The sequence below is a fragment of the Nonomuraea sp. CA-143628 genome (genome assembly GCF_050942315.1).
GTDB lineage: Bacteria > Actinomycetota > Actinomycetes > Streptosporangiales > Streptosporangiaceae > Nonomuraea.
Window position 1 is genome coordinate 9572591 of the sequence record NZ_CP192072.1, and the last position, 23858, is coordinate 9596448.

General features: G+C 72.6%; 1 protein-coding gene. It reads right to left on the bottom strand.

Annotated elements, in window-relative coordinates; translation table 11 throughout:
* Positions 1-128: 128 nt before the first annotated feature.
* Positions 129-23858, bottom strand: coding sequence for a non-ribosomal peptide synthase/polyketide synthase (locus ACQP2T_RS43480; RefSeq protein ID WP_433510691.1), 23730 nt, complete (start codon positions 23856-23858; stop codon positions 129-131).

Here is a 23858-nt window from a genome sequence, read left to right on the forward strand (position 1 = left end):
GCTGAACGGCCCTCCCCCGCCCAGCCCGGCCGAGGCCGTCTCGGCGCACCCGGCCCTCCCCCGCCCAACCCAGCCGAGGCCGTCTCGGCACACCCGGCCCTCACCCGGGCCCCGGCCCTCACCTGGCCTCACCGGGTGAGGTGGCGGGCGATCAGCGGGCCCAGGGTCTCCAGAGTGCGGGTGTCCAGCAGTTCGGAGTGCCCGCACTCGACGGCGAACGTCCGTAGCTCTCCCCCGACGTACCCGCTCCACTGCTCGGAGGCCGTCCCCACGAACCCCTGCTCCGGTACGGTCGCGTCGACGAAGACCAGGTCTCCGGGGAAGACGCCGTACTCGGCCCGCTCCATCAGGCGGTCGCTGGCCAGGTAGTTCTCGACTACCTGAGCGATCTGCTTGTCCTGCAGCGCTGCGACCCCACCGCCCAGATCCCGGACGAACCCGACCGCGTCGGCGATCGACAGCGTGGCCCGCCGCCCTTCCGGCACCTGGCAGCCCATCTCGGCCAGCAGGTCGGCGATCGCCGCGGGCCGATCCCATGCGCCTTCGGGTCTCTCGGCGAAGTCCTTACGCGTGTCGAGCATGCCGAGGAAAGTGACCTCGCGCCCGCCGGCCGCCAGGCGTACCGCCACCTGGTGGGCCACCGCACCGCCGAACGACCAGCCGAGCAGGCTGACGGGGCCCTCGGGCGCGGTCCGGTCGATCAGCCCGGCGTACTCCTCGGCCAGCTCGGGCATCGTCGTGGGCAGGTCGGTGGTACGGCTCAGGAGGGGCGACTGCAGCCCATAGAGGGGTACGTCCTCGGGCAGGTAGCGCTTGAGCCCGGCGAACTGCCAGCTCAGGCCGCTGGCGGGCGGCAGGCAGAACAGCGGTGGCCGGGTGCCGCCCGCTCGTAGGACCAGCAGCGGAGCCATCGCGTCGCCGGCGTGTGCGGGATCGCCGGCGTGTGCGACGTGATCGACGTGTGCGGCGTGATCGGCGGTCGCGACGTTGCCAGTGGGCGCGGCGTCACCGACAGGCCCTGCCTCACCGGTGGTTCGGGCGGGGGGCGCGTCGGCGATGCGCTGGGCGAGGGTGGCGGCCGTGGGCGTCGTGAACAGCTCCGCTATCGGGAGATCGGCGCCGAGCTCCCGCCGCAGGGCCGCGGCCAGCCGTACCAGCAGCAGGGAGTGACCGCCGAGGACGAAGAAGTCGTCGTCCACGCCGACCGAGTCGAGCCCCAGCACCTCCGCGATGACGGCGCAGACGGCCGCCTCGGTACGCGAGCGCGGCGCGGCGGGGGTGGTCAGCCGGGCGAAGTCGACGTCCGGCAGGGCCGCGCGGTCCACCTTGCCGTTCGGGGTGAGCGGCAGCTCGTCGAGCACCGTCACGACCGAGGGGACCATGTACGACGGCAGGCGCTGGGCGAGGTACTCCCGCAGCGCTGACGTCGATGAGGCGTCGCCGGTGGTGAGGTCCTCCCGCAGCGGCGGTGGAGATGAGGCGTCGCTGATGGTGAGGTTCTCCCGCAGCGCTGACGTCGATGAGCCGTCGCTGGTGGTGACGTACGTGAGAATGCGGGTCTCGCCTTGCGCGTCCTGGCGGACGGCCACCGCGACCTGCCGGACGGCGGGATGCCCGGCCGCGACCGACTCGATCTCGCCCGGCTCGATGCGGAAGCCGCGCACCTTGACCTGCTGGTCCGAGCGGCCGAGGAACTCCAGCGAACCGTCACCGGTCCAGCGGGCGAGGTCGCCGGTGCGGTAGAGGCGGGCGCCGTGCGTGTACGGATCGGCGACGAACCGGGACGCGGTGAGACCGTGACGGCCCAGGTAACCTCTGGTGACCTGGGCCCCGCCGAGATACAGCTCACCGACGGCGCCGGGCGGCACCGGGCACAGGGCCGCGTCCAGCAGGTGGACCGTGGTGCCCGGCAGGGGACGGCCGATCGTGGGGCGATCGCACCAGTCGGTGTCCACAGCGGCGGATGTCGCCCAGACGGTCGCTTCCGTGGGTCCGTACAGGTTCGTCACGCTCCGGGCTCTGGCCGCCAGCTCCCGGGCCAGCGGGGGCGGGAGCGCCTCGCCGCCGACCAGCGCCCGCACACCGCCGAGGTCGGCGCCGGGTGACTGTGTCAACGCCGACCACAGGGACGGGGTCGCCTGCATGACCGTGACCTGTTCTGCCTCGGCCAGCGTGGCGAGCAGTTGTGGGTCGCGTACCTGCTCTTCCGTGGCAATTACCACGCATCCGCCGGCGCGTAGGGGTGCCATCAGTTCGAGTACGGAGATGTCGAAGGAAAGGGTGGTGACGGCGAGCAACCGGTCGGAGTCGCCGATCGGGACGGCGGTGGCCACGGCGGCCAGGAACGTCTCCAGATCGCGCTGGGTGACCACCACGCCCTTCGGTCTGCCGGTGGATCCCGAGGTGTAGATGACGTACGCGGCGGCGTCCGGATCGGGCGAGACGGGATGGAAGGGGCGAGTGGGCGCGCCGTCCAAGTCGACGAGGGCCGTGCTGTCGAAGCCGGTGAGGGCCGGGTCGATGAGGGCCGTGCCATCGAAGTCGGTGAGGGCTCCCTCGACCGCCTTCCCCTCCATGTCCGCCTCCCGGCGGCCGAGGTGGATAAGCGACGTACCGTCACGCAGGGCGGAGAACAGCTCACGCGAGTGCTCGTCGATGACCACCACGGCGGGCCGGGCTTCGTCGATCATGAAGCGCAGGCGGTCGGCAGGGAACGCGGGGTCGAGCGGCAGGTACGCGGCTCCCGCCTTGGCGACGCCCAGCACGGCCACCAGCAGATCGGCCGAGCGCGGCAGGGCCAGCCCGACCAGGCTCTCCGGGCCGACGCCGAGGTCGGCGAGCCTGGCGGCGAACGCGTTCGAGGCCGTGTCGAGCTCGGCGTAGCTCATCGTCCGGCCGCCCGACACGCAGGCGTCCGCGTCGGGCGCCGCCTTCGCGCGTGCGGAGAAGCGCGCGTACCAGGACAGGTCAGCGGGTTCGGCCTGGGTAGAAACCCATGCGTATCCGGGCAGGTCATCCGATTCCACTGGCCCACCCGACCGCCACCTGGCGAGGTCGTCGAGGTCGCTCGCCGCGAGGATCGGGGCCGTGCCGACGGGCTGGTCCGGCCGGGCCGCGAGTGCGTCGAGCAGCACCATGAGGCGGTCGAGCAGGCGCCGGGCGGTGTCGTCGTGGAAGCGTCCGGCGTCGTACTCCAGGGTGAGTTCGACCGGCTGTCGTGGTCCGGCGTCGACGAAGGTGAAGTTCAGCTCGACCTTCGGGTCGGCGAAGTAGGAGGGCGCCTCGCCGGTGGGCATCCCCAGGACGGTGGCCCGGTCGCCCGGCCGGTGCAGGAAGCCGATCATCACCTGGAAGAGCGGGTTGCGCCCCTGCGCCCGTACCGGATTGACCACTTCGACGACCTGCTGGAAGGGCACGTTGGCATGCTCGAACGCGGCCAGGTCCGTCTCGCGTACCCGACGCAACAGGTCGGTGAACGACGGCGAGCCGGACAGGTCGGCGCGTAGGACGACAGTGTTGACGAAGAATCCCACGAGGTCGTTGAGCACGGCGTCGGCGCGGCCCGAGGTGGGACTGCCGATCGGTACATCGGTGCCCGCGCCGAGGCGGTGCAGCAAGGTAGCGAGTGCGGCGTGCAGCACCATGAACAGGCTCGCCGACTCGGCACTGCCCAACTCCCGCAGCGGGTCGATCAGCCCCGGCGAGAGCGGCACGGACACTTGACCGGCCCGCCGGGTGTCATGAGCTTGATCGGCCCGCCGGGCGTCGCGGCTCTGATCGGCTCGGCGGGCGTCCGGAGCCTGACTGGCCCGGCCATCGCGGGTCTGATCGACCCGGCGGGGGGCGCGTGCCTGCCGGGGCCGGTCGGCGGGGAGGGGGATCTCGTCCGGTAGGCCGCGCAGGCGCTCCTGCCAGTAGGTCCGCTCGGCGGCGTGCCTGCTGGCCGGGTTCCCGGGGTCGCCGAGCAGGTCGCGCTGCCACAGGGTGTAGTCCGCGTACTGCACCGGAAGCGGCTCCCACTGCGGGGCTCGACCGGCCCGCCGTGCGGCGTAGGCGGTGTCGAGGTCGCGCAGCAGCGGCCGGTCGGACCACTCGTCCATCGCGATGTGGTGCAGGATCAGGGCCAGCACGCTGTCCCCGGTGTCCTGCTCTTGGATCAGAGTGACCCGCAACGGCGGGTCCGCGGCCAGGTCGAAGGGTCGGGCCACCGCCGCCGACACCACGCTCCCGGTCTCCGCGGCCGGGCAGTCCACGACCGCGACTTCGATCGGGGACGGGTCGAGTACGTCCTGGAACGGCTGGTCGTCCATGACCGTGACCAGCGTCCGCAGCACCTCGTGCCGCGCCACGACGTCTCCGAGCGCGGCCCGGAGGGCGTCGTGATCGACGGATCCGCGGAGGCGGACGAGCAGCGGGTAGTTGTACGCCGTCGAGGTGGGGTCCAGTTGCTGGAGCAGCCAGAGCCGTTCCTGGGCCGCCGACAGCGGTGGGCGCTCCTGCCGCGGGCGGGAGGTGAGCTCGGGGGGTGCGGTCCCGGCTCGGTCGGCGAGACGGGCGGCCAGGCGCGCGGGCGTACGCGTGTCGAACAGGTCGCGCAACGACAGCTCGACGCCCAAAGCCGCACGCACCAGCCCGGACAGCTGGATGGCGAGCAGGGAGTGCCCACCACGGTCGAAGAAGTCGTCCTCAGCGCCGAACCCACCGGAGTCGCCGGGGTCACCCGGGTTGCCGAGGTCGCTGACGCCGAGGACCTCGCCGAACAGCTCGCACAGCCGCCGTTCCACCTCGTCCGCGGGCGCCCTCGAACTCGATGGCAGCGACCGTGGCGCAGGCAGCGCGGCCGTGTCCAACTTGCCGTTGATCGTCAGCGGCAACACGTCCACGACCGCATAGGCCGACGGCACCATGTATGACGGGAGCACCGACTTCAGGTCGCGGTGGAGCGAAACGAGCAGCCGGTCGACATCACTGGACGCGTCGAGGACGCCGACACCACCGAGCGCGTCAGGGACGACGTACACCACCAAGCGCTTGACTCCCGAGGGGCCGGGAACCGCGAGCACCGCGCTCTGGTGCACGCCCGGCCGTGCCCTCACGGCGGCCTCGACCTCCGCCGGTTCCACCCGATAACCGCGGATCTTGACCTGATCGTCAGTACGCCCCAGGAAATCGAGGTTGCCGTCGGCACGAGCACGTACCAGGTCGCCCGTACGGTACATCCGCCCGCCACGACGATGCGGATCCGCCACGAACCCCGAGGCGGTCAACGCGTACCGGTCGAGGTATCCACGGGCCAGCCCCGCCCCGCTGATGTACAGCTCGCCGGGCACGCCGACGGGCACCGGGCGCAGGGCGGCGTCCAGTACGTAGCCGCGGGTGTTCCAGATGGGCCGGCCGACCGTGGTGCCCGCGCTGTCCTCGGTGCCCGCGCCGAGGGTGTTGATCGTGTACTCGGTCGGACCGTACAGGTTGTAACCCGCCACCCCCTCGGCCTCGCTCAGTGCGTTCCACAACGTCTGCGGCACCGCTTCGCCACCGAGCAGCACCAGGGCCGGACGGTACGAACCGGGCGGCCCCCCATACCGCGCGCCGTCAAGCAGGCCCTGGTCGAGCAGGTGCTGGGCGTACGTTGGGGTCACGTTGACGACGTCGACGCGGTGCCGGTCGCAGTACGCGACGAGCGCGCGGGCGTCGCGGCGCAGCTCCTCATCGCAGATGTGCACGTGATGGCCCTCGACCAGCCACAACAGCTCCTCCCACGACATGTCGAACGAGAACGAGACCGTGTGCGCGATCGTGAGGATCCGGTTCCCGGCGGCGGCGATCGTGGGGGCGAAGATGGCCTCGCGGTGGTTGAGCTGCATGTTCGTCAGCCCCCGGTACGGCGTGACCACGCCCTTGGGCCGTCCGGTGGAGCCGGAGGTGTAGATGACGTACGCCGGGTGGTCGAGCCGTCCCGGACTGCCGGGTGCGAAGTCGCCCAGCTCGTGGTCCTCGATCGGGTCCGCCGATCCGGTACGCCCGCCGGCGCCGTCCAGGCACAGCACCGGCACGGGATGGGCGGCGAGCCGGGGCGCCACCGCTTCAGTAGTGACCAGCAGGACCGGCCCGGCGTCGGCCAGCATCGCCAGCAGGCGGTCGTCAGGATGGTCCAGTTCGAGGGGAAGGTAGGCGGCTCCGGTGCGGAGGACGGCGAACAACGCGGCCACCATGTCGACGGACCGGGGCACGGCCAGCGCGATGATCCGCTCGGGGCTCGCTCCCCGGTCGAGCAGCAGGCGCGCGAGCTGGTTCACCCGTGCGTCGAGCTCGGCGTAGGTCAGCGTCCGCGCGCCTGAGGTGAGCGCGGCGGCGTCCGGTGTCCGCCGGGCCTGGGCTTCCATCAGCTCCGCGATGGTCTCGGCGCCGATGGGATGGGTGACGGCGTCCCATCCGGCCTCCAGCGCCGCGCGCTCGTACGGGAGGATGACGGGCACGTCGGCCACGGTCGTATCGGGGTGTTCGGAGAGGTGGAGCAGTACCTGCTCCAGCCGGGACAGCAGCGCCCGCGCCTGCTCCGGCGCGACCACATCGGCGCGGTACTCCAACCGCACCGCCAGCCGCGCCCCCGGCGTGGCCACCCAGGTGAGCGGGTAGTGCGTGGCGTCCACGCTTTGCACGCCGACGATGCCGAGCTCCTGCTCCAGGTCGGTGAAGGTGTCGTCGTCGAGGAAGTTCTGCAGGACGTACAGGCTGTCGAAGAGCTGGTCACGGCCGGCCGCGCGCTGGATGTCGCCCAGGCCGAGGTACTCGTGCGGCATCATCTCCACGCGATCGGCCTGCACCCGCCGCATGACCTCCAACGCGGGCTCGCCCGGAGCCAGCCGGACATGAACCGGAACGGTGTTGAGGAAGACCCCGATCACCGAGTCGATGCCGTCCAGCTCGGTCGGTCGTCCGGCGACGGTCGTGCCGAACACGGCCTCCTGGCGGCCCGAGGCGTGGCTCAGCACCATCGCCAGCGCCGTACTGAGCAGCGCGTTGAGCGTCACCCCGCCACGGCGCGCCCGGTCGGTGACGCGCCCGGTCTGCTCCCGGGTCAACCGGAACGACAGGCTGGTGGCCAGCACCGGCGCGGTCTCTGCGGCCGCCGGGAACAGGATGGTCGGCTCCTCGACCCCGGCCAGCGCTCGCGACCACGCCCGCGCGGACTCGTCCGTGTCCTGCCGCCCCAGCCAGGCAAGGTAGTCGATGAACGTCGCCGTCTGTTCGGTTGGCGGCAGGTCGGGGTGGTCGGTGGGCGTCGCCATCTGCTCGGCGGTCTCCGGGGCCGAGCGGTCGTCGCGGGCGAGGGCGTACTGGCCGAACAGCTCGCGCAGCACCAGCTCGCGCGACCACCCGTCCCACAGCAGCAGGTGGTACGTGAGCAGCAGCCGGTCACGCCCGCTGGGCAGCCGGACCACGGTCAGGCGGCACAGCGGCGGCCGGGCCAGGTCGAACGGCCGCCGACGATCCTCCTCCATCAGCACGCGGAGCCGGTCATCGTCGACCGCTCCCGACCCGTTGTCGGCCGCTCCCAAGCCGTTGTCGGCCGCACCCGAGTCGCCGTAGACGGCTTCCGAGTCGTCGTCGGCCACCGCCGACAGGTCAACCACGCCGACTGAGCTGTCCAGCGCGGTCCCGACCAGGGCGACAGGCCGGGTCGTGCCCTCGGTGGTGAAGCCGAGCCGCATGGCCGGGTGCCGGTCGAGCACGGTGGCGTAGGCGCGGCGGAGGGCCTCGACGTCGAGCCGCCCGGCGAAGTCGAACGCGTTCTGCGCCACGTAAACGTCGGCGTCACCCGCGTAGCCCGCCTGGAAGTACAGGCCCTCCTGCAGCGGTGACAGGGGCCAGATGTCCTGTAGGTCGACGGGGGCCGCGGCGACCACCCGGTCGATCTCATCGGAGGTGAGGGTGGGGTGGGTGACCGGGGTGCGGCGGGCGGTCCCACTGGGCTCGGAAGACGCAGAACCGGAGGACGTGGCGGCCAGCTCGCGGGCGGCCGTCACCCAGCCATCTGCGAGTGTGTCCACGTCGGCCTCGGCGAGCCCCCCGTCCGCGTAGGTGAACACGGCGTGCAGTTCCGGCCCTGCCGCCGTGTCGTGGCAGCCGACGTTGATCTCCAGCAGGTACGGGGTGCCCAGGTCGGGGTCCGGATGTACACGCAGCGCCGTCGCCTCGGGTGCGGAGTCCCAGTCGCCGGATCCCCCGCTGGGGAATCGGCCGAGGTAGTTGAAGAGCAACTGGGGTGTTCGCAGCCGGGCGAGCGCGGGCGCGGTGCGCGCGTTGCAGTAACGCAACTGCCCGTACCCCAGGCCCCGGTCCGGGGCGGCTCGCAGCGCGTGACCCACGTCGCCGAGTACGTCTCGGGGGTCACCGGTAACGGCGGGCAGGCGTACGGGGGCGATGGCGGTGAACCACCCCACGGTCCTGGACAGGTCGTCTCCGTCGGCGATCTGCTCCCGCCCGTGCCGCTCCAGGTCGATCACCAGCGGCGTCCCGGGCTCACCGCCACGCGCCGCACGCCAGCGCGAAACGGCGAGATGCAGCGCGGCAACGAGCACAGCGGTCACATCGGCGACCGGGGCGGCCGACGCGGTGGCCAGCAGTGGTGCGGTCACCTCGGGGGGCAGGCGCACGACGTGGTCCCGGGTTCGGCCTGCTGTCAGGCCGATGGCCGGGGTTGACGGGTCGAGTTCGCCGCCCGGTGCCAGGGACGTCGTCCAGTGCTCGAACTCGGCGAGTCGGGCGGCCTGGGTGGCGTTCTCGGTGATGGACCGTGCGAAGGCGCGCAATGACGTGCCGACCGGTTCGAACCGGACGCGGCGCCCGGTGCTCACGGCCTCCCAGCCCTGTCGCAGGTCGTCGGTCAGGATCCGCCACGAGACCCCGTCGACCACCAGGTGATGTGCGACGAGCAGCAGCCTGCCCTGGTGCTCGGGTCCCCGATCGAACCACACCGCCCGCAGTACGTGACCGCCGTCGGGGTCCAGCCGATCGGCAGCGGCGTCGGACTCGGCGGCGACCAGGGCGCGCAGGGCCTCGTCGTCGAGACCCACCGCATCGACCGAGGTCACGGCGGGATCGGCAGCCGGGCGGACCTCCAGGGACCACAGCAGCGGAGACGGCCGATGGAGCCGCAACCGGAGCGCGTCGTGACGACTGATGAGCGCGTGGATCAGCGCGACAATCTGCTCGTGGGTCGCGCCAGGTGGGGTGAACAGCAGCTCGGACTGGTTCAGCCGGGAGATCCCCCCACCCAGCTCGGCCAGCCGGTGCACGATGGGCATCAGCATGACCTCGCCCACCCCGTCGGACAGGACCTCGTCCGGCTCCCAGCCAGAGCCGGACACGACCTCCGCCGACGCCCGCCCAGGGCCGGTGCCCGCGCCGCTGTGGCCGACCGCACCACGCTCACCATGGCCGATCGCCTCAGCGAGCGCGGCCGGAGTGCGGTGGACGAACACGTCACGGGGAGACAGCCGCAATGACCGGCGCCGAGCCAGGTTGACCAGTTGGATGGCGATGATGCTGTCACCCCCCAGCACGAAGAAGTCGTCGTCGGGCCCCACACCGTCCAGCCGCAGAACCTCCGCGTACAGCGCCCGCAACACCGCCACAGGCGACCCCCCAGTGTCGCCGACGACGGCGGCCCGAGCGGGCGAAGGAGCGGCCGAAGGGGCGGGCAGGGCCGGGCGGTCGAGCTTGCCGTTCACCGTGAGTGGCAGCGCGTCGAGCAAGACGAACGCCGAGGGGATCATGTAGCCGGGCAGCCTCTCGGCCAGGTGGGCGTGGGCCTCGGCGGCGCCGAGACGCGCCCCGTTCCGCACGACCAGGTACGCCACCAGCCGCCGCCGTCCCGGCTCGTCCTCCCGTACGGTGACGGCGGCGTTCACGACTCCGTCCAGCGTCAGCAGCGCGGACTCGATCTCGCCGGGTTCGATGCGGTATCCCCGTACCTTGACCTGCTGGTCGGAGCGACCCACGTAGACCAGGTCGCCGTCGGGAGTCCATCGCGCGAGGTCGCCGCTGCGGTAGAGCCGGGTGCCCCCCGCGTGCGCCACGAAGCGCTCGGCGGTCAGGCCGGGGCGATCGAGGTAGCCGCGAGCGAGCTGGTCGCCCGAGACATAGATCTCGCCGGTGACCCCCGGCGGGACCGGCTGGAGACGGTCGTCGAGCAGGTGTACGCCGAGACCGGGCAGCGGCCCGCCGACGACGCTGTCGCCGCTCGCGCCGGCAGCGTCGGCCGAGGTCAGCGCACGGAACGACACATGCACACAGGTCTCGGTGATCCCGTACATGTTCACCAGGCGCGGCGCTCCGTCCGCGTGAGCCTGATACCAGGGCGCCAGGCGCGCGAGGTCCAGCGCCTCGCCGCCGAAGACCACATAACGCAGGGCGAGCTGGCCCGGCCGCTCCCGTTCGGCCTCCATCAGCGGGTAGAACGCGGACGGCGTCTGGTTCAGCACGGTCACGCGCTCGCGTTCCAGCAGTGCCAGGAAGCGGCGCGGGTCGCGGGCCGCGTCGCGGTCGACGACGACCAGGCGCCCGCCGTGCAGCAGCGCGCCCCACAGCTCCCACACCGAGAAGTCGAACGCGTACGAGTGGAACATGGTCCACACGTCAGAGGGACCGAAGTCGAACAGCTCCCCAGCCGCCGCGAACAGCGACAGCACGTTGCGATGGGTCACCGCCACACCCTTGGGCAGCCCCGTCGAACCCGAGGTGTAGATGACGTACGCCGCGTTGTCCGCCGCCGCCGACGGGACCAGGGGCGGCGGGGCGGCGGAGTGGTCCGCGAGGAGGCGCGGGTCGTCCAGCAGCATGACCGGCACCGTGACGGGGGGCAGCGAGTCCAGCGTCGCGCTGTCGGTCAGCAGGCATACGGGGGCCGAGTCGGCGAGGATGTGGCTCAGCCGTCCGGCCGGGGCACTGATGTCCAGCGGTACGTAGCAGCCGCCCGCCTTCACGACCGCGAGCAGGGCGACGACGAGGTCCGCCGAGCGGGGCAGCGCGACGGCGACCCGCGACTCCGGCCGTACGCCCCCGGCGGCCAGCGCGCGGGCCAGCCGGTTGGCGGCCGCGCCCAGTTCGGCGTGGGTGAGCGCGGTGTCGCCCGAGGTGACGGCGATGGAGTCCGGCTGGACCGGCGCGGCGGCGTACGCATCGGCGAGCGTCAAGCCGTCCGCCACATGGGAAACAGCCGCTCCGGACGGCAACTCGGACAGCACCCCCGGCACGTCCAGCCGCGAGACCGGCGTGCCCGGCGCGGTGGCCAGCTGGTCGAGGACACGTCCCACCTGGTCGAGCAGCCGACGGGCAGCCCGCTCCCCCACCAGCTCGACGTCGTACTTGATCTCCAGCGTAAGCCGCTCCCCGGGAAAGGCCACCAGCGAGACCGGGTAATGCGGCGCGTCGGTGCCGGTGAACCCCAGCACGCTCAGCCCATCCCCCGCCCCCGCCCGTACGGCGGGGAAGTTCTCCACCACCACCATCGTGTCGAAGAACTCCCGGACCCCGGCCACGGCGGCGAGCTCCCCGAGCCCCACCTGCTGCACGTCCAGCAGGTCCGTCTGCTGCTCCTGCAGCCGGGCGAGCGCCTCCCGCAGCGTGTCGCCGGGACGCCAGGACATCGGCACCGGAACGGTGTTGATCAGGAGGCCGACGACCGACTCGACGCCGGGCAGCTCTCCGCCCCGACCCGACACCGTGGAGCCGAAGACCACCCGATCCCGCCCGAGCAGCCTGCCGAGCAGCAGCCCCCAGGCGCCGTGCACGAACGTACTGAGGGTCACCCCCTGCTCGCGGGCGGCCTCGACGAGGGCGCCCGTGCGTTCGGCGGGCAGCGCGACATGGACGCTGTCGTGCCGGGACACCTTCTGTCCCTGCGCGGCGTCGACCAGGCGGGTGGCGGAGCCGATGCCGGACAGCGCGCGGGCCCACACCTCGCGGGCCCGTACCCGGTCCAGGGCGGCCACAGCCTCCACATGGTCGCGGAACGTCACCGCCGGAGCGGGCAGGTCGTATCCGCTTCCGGACCGGCCGCGCTCGTAGGACTCCAGCAGGTCGCCGAACACCAACGGGTACGACCAGCCGTCGGCGAGAATGTGGTGCATGGTCTCCACGAGCCGATGTTCGGTGGGACCGAGCGAGACCAGCGCGTAACGCAGCAGGGGCGCGGCCGACAGGTCGAAGGGCTCGGCCAGCTCGGCGGCCGTGACCTCGGCCAGCCGCTCGCTCGCCACCGCCGCGTCCAGACCGGTCAGGTCCACCTCGCGCCACGGCACGTCCACGGCTCCGGCGATCACCTGGACCACCCGGCCGTCGGTCATCTCCTGGAAGCAGGCGCGCAGGGCGTCGTGGCGGTGGACCACCGCTTCCACGGCGCGGCGCAACGCCGTCCTGTCGACCGGGCCGGACAGCTCGGCCACCTGCTGCACGATGTACGTGTCGGTCTGGTCCTCGGCGAAGGACGCGTGGAAGTACATGCCCTCCTGCAACGGCAGCAGCGGAAGGATGTCCCGCACGCCGTCCGGCGCGAGCCGGTCCACGTCGCCCTGGGTCAGCTCGACCAGCGGGAAGTCGGAGGGAGTACGCCCGGCGAGCTCGGCGCACCGGGTCAGGGCGGTCAGCGCGGCCATCCACAACTCCGCCAGTTCGCCCACCTCAGCGGCCGTCATGACGCCGGACGGCCAGGACAGCGTGGCCGAGAACACGGTACCCGCCCGTCCGTCCTGGGCCAGCGCGTTGATCTCCAGTCCCATCGCGGGATTGTTCGGGTGGACGCCTTCGCGCAGCGCACCGGCCGCCGCCCAGTCCCCGCCCTCGTCGGCGGCGAACCGTCCCAGGTAGTTGAAGAGGATCTGCGGTGGTTCGCCCCGAAGGTCCGCCTCGCCGTCCAGGTAGCGCAGGATCCCGTAGCCCAGGCCCTGCCGGGGTACGGCGCGAAGCTGCTCCTTGACCCGCTTCGCCGCCGCCGCCAGGGCGGGCCCCGCCTCGGTGACCTCCGCCCAGCTCAGCGGCCCGGGGTCGAGGCGTACGGGGTAGATGGCGGTGAACCAGCCGACCGTACGGGACAGGTCCACGCCGTCTTGGGCGTCGCGGCCGTGGCTCTCCAGGCTGAGGACCATGGCGCTCTCACCACCCCGCCACTCGGCGAGTGCGGCGGCGAAGCCGGTCAGCAGGACGTCGTTTACGCCGCCGTGCATCGCGGCGGGCACGGCCGACAGCAGGGCGGCGCTCACCTCTCCGGGCAGCGAGACCGTCAGCGACTCCACGGTCGCGGCCGTGTCGGTCGCGGGGTCGAGCGGGCGCGTACCCAGCAAGGGGTCCTCGGTGGCGAGGACGGCCCGCCAATGGTCGAGCTCGTCGCGGAACGTACCCCGCGCGGTCGCCTCTTCGACCAGCTTCGACCAGGTACGGAAGGAGGTCGGCACCTCGTCGGGCACGGGCTCGCGGCCCGCCCGTACCTCCGCCCAGGCCCGCGTGAGGTCGTCGGCGAGCACCCGCCAGGAGACGCCGTCGATCACCAGGTGGTGGATGACCAGCAGCAGACGACCCGGCTCCGGCGCGAACCAGACCGCTTGCAGCATGATCCCGCGATCTGGGTCGAGCCGCTCGGCGGCCTGCCGGGTGGCCTCCTCCACGTCCCCTGGGGCGGACTGGATGAGCGCGTCCGCCGCGCTGAACGCCTCAGGTGGCGGCACCGACAGCACCCATTCGGCGTCGCCGTGGCGGTCGAGCCGGGCCCGCAGCAGGTCGTGGCGTTCGCCGACGGCCTGGAGCAGGCGTTCCAGCTGCGCGCGGGTCATGCCGGACGGGGTGCGGAAGACCATCGACTGGTAGAAATGCTCCAGTGGCGTCCGCGCCCGCATGGTCTCGACGAGCATCGGGGTGAGCGCGACCGTACCTTCGCCGTTGTCCCGTGGCCCGGCGCTCGGCGCGGCCTGGGGCGCGGCCGCGGCGAGCGCCCGTACGGTGCGGCGGCGGAAGACGTCGCGCGGGGTGAGGTGCAGTCCCGCCTTGCGCGCGCGGCCGGTCACGGCGATCGAGGAGATGCTGTCGCCGCCGAGGGCGAAGAAGTCGTCGTCGATGCCGACCTCCGGCAGGCCGAGCACCTCGGCGTAGATGGCGCACAGGGTTCGCTCGCGGTCGTCGCGTGGCCGGTCGCCGCCGCTGACGGGCGCTATGGGCTCGGGCAGGGCGGCGACGTCGAGCTTGCCGTTGACGGTCAGCGGCAGCTCGCCGACGACGCCGTACAGCGCGGGGACCATGTAGCCGGGCAGCCGCTCGGCCAGCGCGGCTCGCAGGTCCGCGACCAAGGCGGCGCCCTCGGACCCCTCCGCCGGGACCACATACGCGACCAGCTTCTTCAGGCCGGTCACCGCCGAGTCGGTACGGGCGATGACCGCGGCCTGCCGGACCTGGGGCAGCGCGGCCAGCGCCGACTCCACCTCGCCGAGCTCGACCCGGTAGCCGCGGATCTTCACCTGGTCGTCGACCCGGCCGAGGAAGTCGAGGTTGCCGTCCGGACGCTGCCGTACGAGATCCCCGGTCCGGTACATGCGCCCGCCCGGCACGAACGGATCCGCCACGAACCGCCCGGCGGTCAGGCCGGGCGCGTGCAGGTAGCCGTGCGCGAGCCCGGCGCCCGTCACGTAGAGCTCGCCGAGCACGCCGGGGTGGACCGGGCGCAGCCAGGCGTCCAGCACGTACGCGCGGGTGTTCCAGATGGGCCGGCCCACGGTCGGGGTGGCGCTGTCGCGCGTGCCCGCGCCCAGGGTGTTGATCGTGTACTCGGTCGGGCCGTACAGGTTGTAGCCCTCGGCGCCGCCTGGCTCGCTCAGCCTGTCCCAGACGGCTTCACTGACCGCCTCGCCGCCCAGCAGCACCAGGCGGGGCGGGTGCCCGTCCCGGTCAAGAAGCCCCTCCTCGAACAGGTGGTGGGCGTACGTGGGGGTCACGTTGATCACGTCGATGCGGTTCGCGCGGCAGTAGGCGGTCAGCGCGGCGGCGTCCCGGCGCAGCTCCTCGTCGCAGATGTGCACCTCGTGGCCCTCGACGAGCCACAGCAGTTCCTCCCACGACATGTCGAAGGAGAACGACACCGTGTGCGCGATGCGCAGCCGCTCCCGCCCGGCGCCGCGCGCGCGGGCGACGGCCGGGTCGAAGATCTCGGCCCGGTGGTTGAGCTGCATGTTGGTCAGGCCCCGGTACGGAGTGACCACGCCCTTGGGCCGTCCGGTGGAGCCGGAGGTGTAGATGACGTACGCCGGATGCTCCAGCCTGCCCGGAACCGTGCCGGCGAACGCCCCCAGCTCGGCGTCGCTCAGCGGGGGTGCGGCCGGTGTGGCCGTCTCGCCATCGAGCACCAGGCACTCTCCGCCCAGCCGCCGCTGCCGCTCGGCCAGCGATGTGCCCGCGTCGGCGCACACCAGCAGCACCGGCCGCGCGTCGTCGAGCATCTCGGCGAGCCGGTTCACCGGGTGATCGAGGTCGAGCGGGAGATAGGCGGCGCCAGTACGCAGGACGGCGAACAGCGCGACCACCATCTCGACGCCGCGCGGCAGCCCCAGCGCCACGATCCGGCCCGGTCCGGCGCCCTTGGCCAGCAGCAGCCGGGCGCAGTGGTTGATCCGGCCGTCCAGCTCGGCGTAGGTCAGCGACAGCTCCCCGAACACCAGGGCGACCTCGTCCGGGCAACTCGCGGCCCGCTCGGCGAGCAGGTCGGCGATGGTCGCCTCGCCGATCGGGTGCTCCGTGGCCGCCCACTGCCCGGCCAGCTCGGCGCGCTCCTCGTCGAGCAGCGGGTCCAGCGCGCCCGCCTGGACCGACAGGCCGTCGGCGAGCGACTCCAGCAGCCGCCTGAAGCGACGGACCAGCCGGCGCGCGTCCGCCTCCGTTACCGCGTCGGGCCGGTATTCGAGCTTGATCCGCAGGTTGGCGCCGGGGGTCAGCACCCAGGTGTAGGGGTAGTGGGTGGTGTCGACGTACTCCACTCCGACGATGCCCTGCTCGCGTTCCAGGTCGGTGAAGGTGGTGTCGGACAGGAAGTTCTGCAGGACGTACAGGGTGTCGAAGAGCTGCTCCTGACCGGCGGCGCGCTGGATGTCGCCGAGCCCCAGGTATTCGTGCGGCGCCAGCCGGATGCGGTCCTCCTGGGCCTGGCGCGCCAGCTCGATCACTGTCATACCGGGCGAGGCCGTCATCCGGGCCGGGACGGTGTTGAGGAACAGGCCGATCACGTTCTCGATCCCGGGCAGCCCCGCTGGTCGTCCCGCGACCGTCGTGCCGAACACGACGTCGGTGCGCCCGGTCTCGTACCCGAGGAGGAGGCCGAGCGCGGCGGTCAGCAGCGAGTTGAGCGTGACGCCGCCGCGCCGGGCCTGCTCGCCCAGCCGGGTGGTCACCTCGGCCGGGAGCGCGGCCAGGACGCGTTCGGACGGGATCGGCTCCCGGCCGACCGCCTCCGGGACGAGGATGGTCGGCCCGGAGACGTCGGCGAGCGCGGTGGCCCAGGCGGCGGTGGAGGCGTCGCGGTCACGGGTGGCGAGCCAGGCGAGGTGGTCGGTGAACGCCGCCTGGGTGGGCGGCAACGCGCCGCGCTCGCCTCGGGACTCGTACAGCGCGAACAGCTCGCGCAGCACCAGCTCGCGCGACCAGCCGTCCCAGAGCAGGAAGTGGGCGGTCAGCAGCAACCGGTCGCGGCCGCCGGGAAGGCGGATGACGGTCAGCCGGACCAGGGGCGGCCGGCTGAGGTCGAACGGCTCCTCCCGGTCGGACCGCAGCAGCTCCGCGAGGACGTCCGCCGGGTCCGTCGTGGAGTCGGTCGACAGGTCCACGACCGTGACCTCGGCCGGGACCTCGGCGCCGATGTACTGCACGACACCGGGCACGCCGTCGCCGGTGAATCCGGCCCGCAGCGTGGGATGACGCCGCAGCAGCGCCGCGAACGCCGTGGTCATGGCCTCGACGTCGAGCCGGTGGTCGAAGTCGAACACGTTCTGCGCGATGTAGGTGCCGGCGCCTTCGGAGTAGGCCGCCTGGTAGTAGACGCCCTCCTGGAGGGGTGAGACCGCCCAGATGTCGGCCACAGGAACCGGGCTGTTCGCCACGACGTGGTCGATCTCGGCCCGCGTCAGCGACACGGTCGTCAGCTCGGCCGGGTCCAGTTGAGCCGGAACCGGATGCGCCGCCGGTCCTGTCAGGTGCGCCGCGATGGCGGAGGGGGTGCGCAGGCAGAAGACGTCTTCCGTGGTCAGCTCGATCCCGTCGTCGGCGAGCAGGCTGACGACGCGGATGGCGAGGATGCTGTCTCCCCCGGCGGCGAAGAAGTCGTCGTGGACACCGATGCCGTCGAGGCCGAGCACCGTGCCGAAGTGCCGGCAGACCAGCGCCTCCCTGGGAGTACGCGGCAGTCCGCCTCTGGCGATGGGCTCGGGGTCCGGCAGTGCCCGGCGGTCCCGCTTGCCGTTGGGCAGGGTCGGCAGGCGGTCCAGAACGGTCACGGTCGCGGGGACCAGGTAGGCGGGCAGCTCGGCACGCAGGGTCGCGCGAAGGGCGTTGGGTTCGAGCTCCTCGCCCGGGGCGGGCACCACGTACGCGTGCAGGGAACGCGTACCGTGTGCGCCCGCACCCGCGCGTCCGTCCCAGCGCACGCCCACGCTTTCGCCGGTGGTGCGTACGGCGACCACGGCGTCGGCCACGCCTGGGCGGCGCATCAGGGCGGCCTCCAGCTCACCCGGTTCCACCCGATAGCCGTTGATCTTCACCTGGTCGTCGGCCCGGCCGAGGAACTCCACCCGGCCGTCGGCCGTCCACCGGCCGAGGTCGCCGGTGCGGTAGAGCCGGGCGCCGTCGGTGTACGGGTCGGCCACGAAGCGGGTGGCCGTCACGCCGCCCTGACCCAGGTACCCGAGAGCGAGCTGAACCCCGCCGACATAAATCTCCCCGACGGCACCGGCCGGAACGAGGTCGAGAGCGGCGTCCAGCAAGTAGACCCGCGCCCCGGGCACGGGCCTGCCCAGCGTCACCGGCCCCGCCGGTTCGACCTCACCCTGGAGTACGTCACCCACCACCTCCGAAGACCCATAGGAGTTGACGATCCGGGCATCGGGAGATGCCTGCCGGAGCGCGTTCACGCAGGCCCGATCGAGGGGTTCCCCACTGCAGATCCAGCGGCTGAGCGCGCCGAGCCGCACCGGTTCGGTGTCCGCCAGCGCACCGGCCAAGCTGGGCACGGCGAGCAGCTGGGTCGCCCCGGACCGCTCGACGAGTCTGGCCAGCGCGGCGCCGTCGGTGGCCTCGGTGGCGTCGGCGATGACCGTCGTGGCCCCGGCGACCAGGCCGCCGAGCAGCTCCGTGGTGCCGTCGATGAAGCTCAGCGAGCTCTTCGCCACCCGGACGCCGGACCCCCACTCCTGAGCGGCCCAGACCAGCCGATTGGCGAGCGCCTCCTGCGTCCCGACGACCGCCTTCGGCCGACCCGTCGAGCCGGAGGTGTACACGACAGAAACGGCGTCCTCCGGGCCGGCCGCCACGTCGGCGATGGGGTGCGCGTCGGCGATGGCGTCGGCCGCGGCTCGTACGGTGAGCGTCGGCAGGTCGTGCGGCGGCAGCGACCTGGCGCTCGCCTCGTCGGTGAGCACGCAAACCGGACGCGCGTCCCCGAGCATGAACTCGATCCGGGCCGCCGGATACCCCGGATCAACCGGAAGGTAGGCGGCCCCGGCGCGCATGACGGCAAGAAGAGCCACGGCCATGTCCGCCGAACGGCTCGTCGCCACCGCGACGACGTCGCCGCGCCGCACCCCCGCCCGGGTCAGCGTCCGGCCGACCCTCCGAGCGCGATCGTCCAGCTCGGCGTAGGTGAGCACGCGCTCCCCGCAGACGATGGCCGTACGCTCCGGATGCCCGGCCACCTGCCCCGCGAACAGCCCCACCACCGTGCCGCCCACCCGAGCCGGGGCACCGGAGCCGACGGCCGTCAGCCGCTCGCGCTCCTCCTCGGTCACCAGGTCCAGCCGCTCGCAGGCCCACTCGGGGTCGTCGGCGAGGGCGGTCAGCACCATCTCGTACTGGCGGGCCAGCCGAGTCGCGGCATCCGCCCCGACGACCCGCCGGTCGTGGGTCAGCGTGACGGCGATCCGCTCGCCCGGCTTGACCATCAGGGTCACCGGGTAGTGCGGCGCCTCGACGGTGTGCACCGCCGCGATCTGTATCTCGCCCGCCGGGGTGGGCTCGGCCGGGTAGTTCTCGATGACCACCAGCGTGTCGAACAGCTCCGGCACGCCCAGCCGCCGCTGCAGCCGGGCCAGCGAGACGTGTTCGTGCTCCACCACCTCACGCCGGTCGCGGGCGAAGCGCCGTACCGCGGTGGCGATGGAGTCCCCGGGCACCCACCGTACCCGCGCCGGAACGGTGTTGATCAGCAGCCCGACCATGGAGTCGATGCCCGCGACGTCGGCCGCCCCGCGGCCGGACACGGTCGAGCCGAACGTCACGTCGGACCGACCGGCCAACCGCCCGACGAGGATCCCCCAAGCGGCGGCGATGACGGCGCCGACCGTCAGCCCGTGCTCCCGCGCCCAGTCACGCACCCGGTCGCCGACGTCCGTGGGCAGCTCCCACTCGACCCGCCCGAATCCCCCGCCAACCTCGGCTTGAGGGGTGCCCAGCGCGTCGGCGAGCCTGGTCGGCTCCCGCACGTCAGCCAGGACGTCCGCCCATGCCTCGGTCGCCACGTCAGGGTCCTGCGCGGCCAGCATCCGCAGGAATTCCCGGTACCGCGCGGGCGCGGGCAACGCCTCGGACCGTCCCTCGGCCTCGTAGAGCGCCAGCAGGTCGCGCAGGAGCAGCGGCACCGACCAGCCGTCGGCCAGGATGTGGTGCACGGTGTGGATCAGCACGTGCCGTCGCTCGCCGAGCCTGAGCAGCGCGTACCTCATGGACGGCGGCCGACCCAGATCGAACGGCGCGGACCGCTCCGCCTCAGCGATGGCGGCCACCCGCGCTGCGACGTCCCCGGCACCAAAGCCCGCGAAGCCGTCCGCCCCTAATGCTGTGTCATCGGTGCTGGTGAGATCCTCCACCCGCCATGGCACCCGCGGACGGCCCGCGATCACGGACACGACCCGCCCATCCCCGACAGTATGGAAGGCCGCGCCCAGGTTGGGGTACCGGTCGATCAGCCGGTCCGCCGCCAGCCGCAACCGGTCGCCGTCGAGCGGGCCGGTCAGCTCGATGGACTGCTGGACGACGTACGGGTCGGCGTCGCGGGAGAAGGTGGCGTGGAAGTAGAGGCCGAGCTGCAGCGGAGACAGGGGAAGCACGTCCCGCAGGTCCGGTGCCGCGGCCTCGATGGCGGCCACGTCGCCGGGCTCCAGGGCGAGAAGGGGGAAGTCCGAGGGGGTGTGCCCGGCGACCGTCTCGCTCGTGGCGATGCCGGTGAGCACTTCGGTCCACAGATCGGCCAGCGCTCGCACCCGTCCGTCGTCGAGCACACCGCCGGGCCAGCTGAACCGCGTCTCCAGCACCGGCCCGTCCGCCGTGTCCACGGCGACCGAGTTGATCTCCAGTACGCGCGGCAGCGGCATGCGCGGATCGCGCCGCTCGACCACGATCTCGGTGTCACCGACGGCCGCCCACGCCTCGGCGGACCCGGCCGCGAACCGCCCGAGATAGTGGAACAGCACCTGCGGCGCCACCGCCAGGTCGGGACGGGGCTCGTCGCCGAGATAACGCAGGGCGCCGTAACTCAGCCCGCGCCCAGGGACCGCGCGGAGCTGCTCCTTGACCGCCTTCACCGCGTCGCCGTACGCGGTGTCGGCCGGGCCCGGATCGAGTACGGCGGGGAAGAGCGTGGTGAACCAGCCGAAGGTACGGGAGAGATCGACGTCCCCCACCGCGTCTTCCTCGCGCCCGTGCCCCTCCAGCTCCAGCAGCACCTCGGAACCGGCGTCCGGACGGTGCCCGGCCCGCCACCGGCCCAGGGCGCTCTCGGAACCAGCGTCAGGACGGTGTTCGGCCCGCCATCGGCTCAGGGCGATCGCCGCCGCCGCGACCAGCACGTCGTGCACGCCGCCGTGAACGGCCGCGGGCACCGCGCCGAGCAGCCGGGCGGCCACGGACGAAGGGACCGTGACCGTCAGCGACTCCTCGGCGGCCACCACGTCACGGCTCGGGTCCAGGGGCCGCTCTCCCAGCATCGGGTCCGGCGTGGCCGCGGCCCGCAGCCAGTACGCCTCGTCGGCGGCGAACGCGCCCGCGCGGGTACGTTCGCGCAGCAGGGTCGCCCACTGCCTGAACGAGGTGGGTGCGCCGGCCAGCGACACCGCCTGCCCGTCGCGTACCGCCGCCCAGGCGTGGCCGAGGTCCTCCAGGAGCACGCGGAGCGACACCCCGTCCACGATCACGTGATGGAGCACCACCACGAGCCGGCCCTGCGCGTGCGGCCCGGCATCCAGCCACACCAGATCGACCATCCGGCCACCGACCGGATCCAACCGCCGCGCCGCCGCCGTGACCTCACGGGCCACCACGAGGTCGAGCCACCGCACCGCCGGTGTGCTCTCGCCGTCGGGGACGGCCACCACCTGCGCCGAGTCGCCGCCGCTCACGACCGTCATCCCGCTGTCCGGGACGGCCGCCGCCTGCGCCGAGTCGCCGCCGCTCACGACCGTCATCCCGCTGTCCGGGACGGCCGCCGCCTGCGCCGGGTCGGTCACGTCCACGCGGGTGATCAGCTGTGCCGCCCGAGGCGAGCCCACCGGCTGGACCGACAGGGTCCAGGGGGAGGCGCCGTCGGTCCGGGCCCGCAGCAGGTCGTGGGTGGCGAGTACGGCGTCGACGACGCGTTCGAGCTGTTCGGCCGTCATGCCGGCGGGTGTGCGGACCGTCATCGACTGGATGAACCCGTCCATCGATGGGCCGGTGGCCTGGAGCCACTCGGTGATCGGGGTCGCGGGCACCTCCCCGACGGCGCCGGTGGCAGGCCCTGCGGTCGGGGCGACCTCGGTCACCGTGACCGCCAGCGCGGCGGGGGTGGGATGGGCGAACAGGTCGCGCGCCCGCACCACGAGTCCCGCGCGCCGCGCCTGCCGGACCACGCCGATCGCGACGATGCTGTCACCGCCCAGCGCGAAGAAGTCCTCCTCGGCCCCCACCCCCTCCAGGCCGAGGACCTGCGCGAATATCTCGCAGAGAGCCCGTTCCCGCGACTGGCTCACGCCCACCACCAGGCCTGGCGACGTGCGGCGACCCACCTCGGGCTCCGGCAGAGCTCGGCGGTCCACCTTGCCGTTGGCGGTGACCGGGAAGTTGTCCAGGACGACGAAGGCACTCGGCACCATGTACTCGGGCAACCGGTCGGCGCACCAGCGCCGCAATTCCGCCGCCGGAAGGTCGTCGTGGGAGGTCACGTACCCGATGAGGTGCCGTACGCCCGCCGCGTTCGTACCCACCGTGACGGCCGCCTGCCGGACCCCCGGGTAGGTGGCCAGCACGGCCTCCACTTCCTCCGGCTCCAGCCGCATGCCGCGGATCTTCACCTGGTTGTCCGCCCGCCCCACGAACTCCAGTGAGCCGTCGGCGTTCCAGCGCGCGAGGTCGCCGGTGCGGTACATCCGGGAGCCGCCGTCGCCGAACGGGTTGGCCACGAACCGGGAGCCGGTCAGCCCGGGGGCGTTGATGTAGCCGCGCCCGAGCAGGAACCCCGCCGCGTACAACTCCCCGACCGCACCCACGGGCAGCGGCTCCAGCCGGTCGTCGAGGACATAGAGCTGCGTGTGCGGGTTGGGGCGGCCGATCGAGGTCGCGATGCGCTCGGCGGTGTCCCGGTAGATGACGTGCGAGACACCGATGGTCGCCTCGGCCGGACCGTAGCCGTGGTAAAGGGTGGTGGACAGCCGGCTCCGGAACCGGTCGAACAGTTCAGGGGTGAGCACCTCGCCGCCGCACCAGACATGCTTGAGCCCGGACAGCAGCGAGGTCCCGTCGGCCATCTCCAGCAGGGTGTCGAGCATCGACGACACCAGATAGACGAACGTCACCCGCTCCCCCGCGATCAGATCCAGCAGGTATTGGGGGTCGCGTTCGCCACCGGGCTCGGCGACGACCACATAACCGCCGGAGACGAGCGGCAGCAGGATCTCGTTGACCGAGATGTCGAACGACAGCGGCGCCTTGAACAGCGACGCGTCCCCCGGCCCGAACCCGAGGATCTCCTCGACCTGCCACAGCAGCCGGGTGCTGATCGCCTCGTGCCGGATCATCGCGCCCTTGGGCGTGCCCGTGGAGCCGGAGGTGAACATCACGTACGCGAGCCGTCCCCCGCCGATGAGCGGCAGCGGCGGCGGCTCGACGGGTTCGTGGCCGTAGCGCCAGGTGCCGAGGTCCACCTCTATGACGGAATCACCGGTCTCCAGGCCGGGAGCGGCGATGACCAGGCCCGCCCCGGCCTCGGCGCGTACCTTGGCGCGGCGTTCCGCGGGCCAGGACGGCTCGACCGGCACGAAGGCGCCGCCCGCGACCATGACCGCCAGCACGGCGACGACCAGCTCCGCCGAGCGGGGCGTGGACACCGCGACGACGTCCTCCGCCCCCAGGCCGCGACCGCGCAGATGGTGCGCGAGCTGGAAGACATGGCTACTCAGCTCGGCGTACGTCAGGCGGGCGCCGGGCGCCACCACCGCGAGGGCGTGGGGGGTGCGGTGTACCTGTGCGGTGAACAGGTCGGCGACCGTGGTGATCGTCTCTGGAGTGGTCGCGTTGTTCCACCTGCGCAGTGCCTCAAGTCGCTCGCCTATGCCGTCCGGACGCCCTGGGTTCACGGTATTCGCCAC